This window comes from Arthrobacter sp. JCM 19049, from assembly GCF_001310435.1.
The window spans coordinates 1-3,903 of record NZ_BAXF01000195.1 but is presented as its reverse complement, the minus strand read 5'-3'; the positions used below and the strand labels follow the sequence as shown (position 1 = coordinate 3,903).

The 3,903-nt window shown below is 64.1% G+C and carries 4 protein-coding genes and 1 pseudogene; all 5 read left to right on the top strand.

Going from position 1 to position 3,903, the window contains the following annotated elements:
• Positions 1 to 376 (top strand): annotated as a pseudogene (locus JCM19049_RS09315) (class II fructose-bisphosphate aldolase); the annotation flags it as partial.
• A gap of 157 nt (positions 377 to 533) precedes the next feature.
• Positions 534 to 980, top strand: a complete 447-nt coding sequence (locus JCM19049_RS19835) for a hypothetical protein (RefSeq protein ID WP_279402852.1) — start codon at positions 534 to 536, stop codon at positions 978 to 980.
• Between the two features lie 16 nt (positions 981 to 996).
• Entirely contained in the window at positions 997 to 1,710 is a 714-nt protein-coding gene (locus JCM19049_RS19830; protein ID WP_279402851.1) for an extracellular solute-binding protein, read from the top strand.
• Positions 1,711 to 1,960: 250 nt separating this feature from the next.
• The gene (locus JCM19049_RS09305; protein ID WP_054821449.1) at positions 1,961 to 2,890 is read left to right on the top strand and encodes a carbohydrate ABC transporter permease; all 930 of its coding nucleotides are present in this window, start codon (positions 1,961 to 1,963) and stop codon (positions 2,888 to 2,890) included.
• 1 nt (position 2,891) lies between these two features.
• Positions 2,892 to 3,749, top strand: coding sequence for a carbohydrate ABC transporter permease (locus tag JCM19049_RS09300; protein ID WP_279402850.1), 858 nt, complete (start codon positions 2,892 to 2,894; stop codon positions 3,747 to 3,749).
• Positions 3,750 to 3,903: the final 154 nt, after the last annotated feature.

The following is a 3,903-nucleotide window of genomic DNA, read 5'->3' as shown; positions in this document are numbered from 1 at the left end:
CGCAGGAGGCCGCGCTGTTCGTGCAGCGCACCGGGGTCAACGCCCTGGCGGTGGCCGTGGGATCTCGCACGCCATGACCGAACGCAGCGCCAACCTGGACTTGGAGCTCATCGACCGGCTGGCGCGGCACCTGGAGGTTCCGCTGGTCCTGCATGGCTCCTCCGGAGTGCCCGATGCCGTCCTGCAGGAGGGCATCCGCGCCGGGCTGCGCAAGATCAACGTCTCCACGCACCTGAACGGCTTCTTCACCCGAGCGGTGCGCCAGTGGCTGGATGAGAACCCCGCCGGGGTCGATTCGCGCAAGTACCTGGCGGCGGGACGCTCGGCGTTGTCCGGGGAAGCTGCCCGGCTGCTGCGCCTCTTCGCGGGCGCGTGAGCAGTTCTGATTCTTTGGTGCGCCAGTTGCGGAATGGAACACCGAACCCTTGACGTGAGATAGATAACATCTCATAATCGTGAGTAACCTGATTTTTACTGATTTATTTCACTACAAAAAATCTAGAATCACTCACTTGCATCGTAGGGGACTGGCAATGAAACGCACCAAACGGACAACACTGCTGGCTTTGTCTGCCATCGGGGCCCTGGCCCTGAGCAGCTGCGGATTTTCCGACAAGCCCGCCGAAGGCGGCGGGGGCGAGGGCGGGGAGGCCGTGACCCTGCAGATGCTGGTCCCGACCTACTCCACCGGCACCAAGGGCCTGTGGGAAGGGGTCATCAAGGACTTCGAAGCCGAACACGAGAACATCACCGTGAACCTCGAGGTGCAGTCCTGGGAAAACATCGAAAGCGTGCTGAAGACCAAGCTGCAGGCAACCAGGCGCCGGATATCTACAACGGCGGAGCATTCGCCGAATTCGCCGCCGAGGAACTGCTGGCCCCGGCCAGCGATATCGCCTCGCAGGAGACCCTGGCCGACTTCCAGGAAAGCTTCGCCGAGGCCGAAAAGTACGAGGGCACCCAGTACGGGCTGCCGCTGATTGCCTCGGCCCGCGCGTGTTCTACAACAAGGACCTGATGGAGGAGGCCGGGGTTTCCCAGGTGCCCGGCACCTGGGATGAACTGCATGAGGCGTCCAAGAAGATCAGCGAAAAGACCAAGGCCTCGGGCTACGGCATGCCGCTGGGCAGTGAAGAGGCCCAGGGCGAGAGCCTGATCTGGTTCGCCGGCAACGGCGGCAACTTCGGCACCGACGAACAGATCCAGGTCGACACCCCGGCCAACCTGGAAGCCGCGCAGTTCATGAAGAAGATGATCGATGACGGGGTAACGCAGAAGGACCCGGGCGCCACCCAGCGCACCCCAATGCTCAACACCTTCATCCAGGGCAAGATCGGCTTCGCCTACGGCCTGCCGCAGACCGTGGGCCAGATCGAGGACGAGAACCCGGACCTGAACTACGGCATCGCGCCGGTGGCCACCAAGACCGGGGACCCGGCCACCCTGGGCGTGGCCGACCGGCTGATGTCCTTCAGCGCCGATGAGGCGAAGAAGGAAGCGGTAGGCGAGTTCATGGACTACTTCTTCTCCTCCGAGGTCTACACCGACTGGGTCTCCACCGAGGGCTTCCTGCCCACCACGAAGTCGGGGTCCGAGGCCATGGCCGGGGATGAAACGCTCAAGCCGTTCCTGGACCTGCTGCCCAACGCCGTGTTCTACCCGACCACCAACCCGGCCTGGAACGCCACCGACGGTGCGTTCAAGTCCTGATGGGTGAACTGGGAACCGGCAAGTCGGCCGAGGACGTGTTGAAGTCGATCCAGGCCAAGGCCGACGCTGCACGCTAACCGGCGGCAAACCACACCGATCCATGCGAGTCCCGGCGCTCGCAACACCAGGCCTCCGCCATTGTCGATTCCCCATCCCGCCACCGGCCCGCCCTACCGGCATCGGCAACCGCCACCGCCCGCTGCACCGCCCCGGCTGCCAGGCGCCGGCGGAGGGGACCAAGGAGCTAACCATGAGTGCACCACCCGTGCTCACTGCGGTTGAGCCGGCCAAACGCCGGCCCACCAGTGGGAACCAGTCCTTCTTCAGCTCACTGCCGTGGATCGGCCCGGCGCTGCTGCTGATCCTGGCCATGGTCGCCTTCCCGGCCGGCTACATGATCTTCAACTCCACCCGCAAGATCTCCCAGGTCGGCACGGACCTGCATTCGGTGGGGCTGGCAAACTTCGTGACCGTCTTCCAGGACCCGGCGTTGCCGCGAATCCTGCTGAACACCTTCGTGTGGGTGGTTTCCGTCGTGGGAATCACCGTGCTGTTCTCCCTGGCACTGGCCCAGTTCCTGAACAAGCCGTTCCCGGGACGAACGATCGTGCGCATGGCCGTGATCGTGCCCTGGGCGGCGTCGGTGGTCATGACCACCACCGTGTTCTACTACGGCCTGGACCCGAACTACGGGATCTTCAACAAGTTCCTGATGGACGTGGGGGTCCTGGATGAGGGGTTCGGCTGGACGAAGTCCGCGGTGTCGGCGATGTTCGTCTCGGTGATCGTGGCGATCTTCGTGTCGATCCCGTTCACCACCTACACGCTGCTGGCCGGGCTGCAGTCAATCCCCCAGGAGACGCTCGAGGCGGCCCGCGTGGATGGGGCCGGGCGCTGGCAGACCTACCTGTTCATCATCCTGCCCCAGCTGCGTTCCGCGCTGGCGGTCTCGGTGCTGATTAACATCATCAACGTGTTCAACAACCTGCCGATCCTGAAGGTGATGACCGGTTCGATCCCCGGAACGAACGCCGACACCCTGATGACCTACATCTTCAAGGTGCTGCAGTTCGACCGGCGCCTGGACATCTCCTCGGCCCTGTCGGTCGTGAACTTCGCGGTGGTGGTGCTCATCGTGGCGATCTACGTCAAGACCGTCAAGCCCATGAAGGAGGTCTGAGGTGGCACTGCTGGACACCGCGGACCGCGCGCCGCGCAAGGTGGTCATCACCCGCATGGTCGTGGGGCTGCTGATCGCGGCCCTGTTCCTGATCCCGTACGCGACCATGTTCATCGGTTCGCTGAAGACCCAGAGCGAGATCCTCTCCATCCCGCCCTCCTACCTGCCCCAGGCCGGGGCGCAGTGGTCGAACTACGCCTCGATGTGGGACACCCCGGAGACCCCGGTGCCCTACAACCTGGTTTCCACGATCGTGATCTCGGTGTTTGCGACCCTGCTGGTGCTGCTGGTGGCGACCCCGGCCGCGTACTTCACCGCCCGGTTCAAGTTCCCGGGCAAGATGGTGTTCATGTTCCTGGTGATCGTCACCCAGATGCTGCAGCCGGCGGTGCTCACCGCGGGATTGTTCAAGCAGATGCTGGCCTGGAACATCCACGACACGTGGCTGGCGATGATCCTGATCAACGCCGCGTTCAACCTGGCGTTCGCGGTGTGGATCATGCACTCCTTCTTCGCCTCGGTGCCCCGTTCCATTGACGAGGCGGCGCAGATTGACGGGGCCGGGAAGCTGCGGGTGCTGTTCACCATCAACCTGCCGCTGGTGTGGCCCGGGATCGTGACCGCGGTGATCTTCACGTTCATTTCCTGCTGGAATGAATTCGCCGCCTCCCTGGTGATCCTGTCCACCGCCGAGAACCAGCCGCTGAGCGTGGCGCTGACCAAGTTCATCGGGCAGTACGCCACCGCCTGGCAGTACGTGTTCGGGGTTTCGATCGTGGCGATCGTGCCGGTGATCATCCTGTTCGCGCTGATTGAAAAGCGGCTGATCGGCGGGTTGGCGGCCGGTGCCGTGAAGTAGCGTGACCGGCGCGGCGCCGCGCTTTTGGCACTTCGCGCCGGTGCGGTGTTGACTTATCAACGGGCGCGTGTCCCCGCCGGGGGCGGCAGCGGCGCCCGATGCAGGCAGGGCGGCAGGAGGAACCAGGGAGAATGAAGCGCGAGGAGCGGCTGAA

Excerpts from the sequence above, each read along its gene's own strand:
- JCM19049_RS09305 (WP_054821449.1), top strand. The coding sequence starts at position 1,961 with ATGAGTGCACCACCCGTGCTCACTGCGGTTGAGCCGGCCAAACGCCGG.
- JCM19049_RS19835 (WP_279402852.1), top strand. The coding sequence starts at position 534 with ATGAAACGCACCAAACGGACAACACTGCTGGCTTTGTCTGCCATCGGG.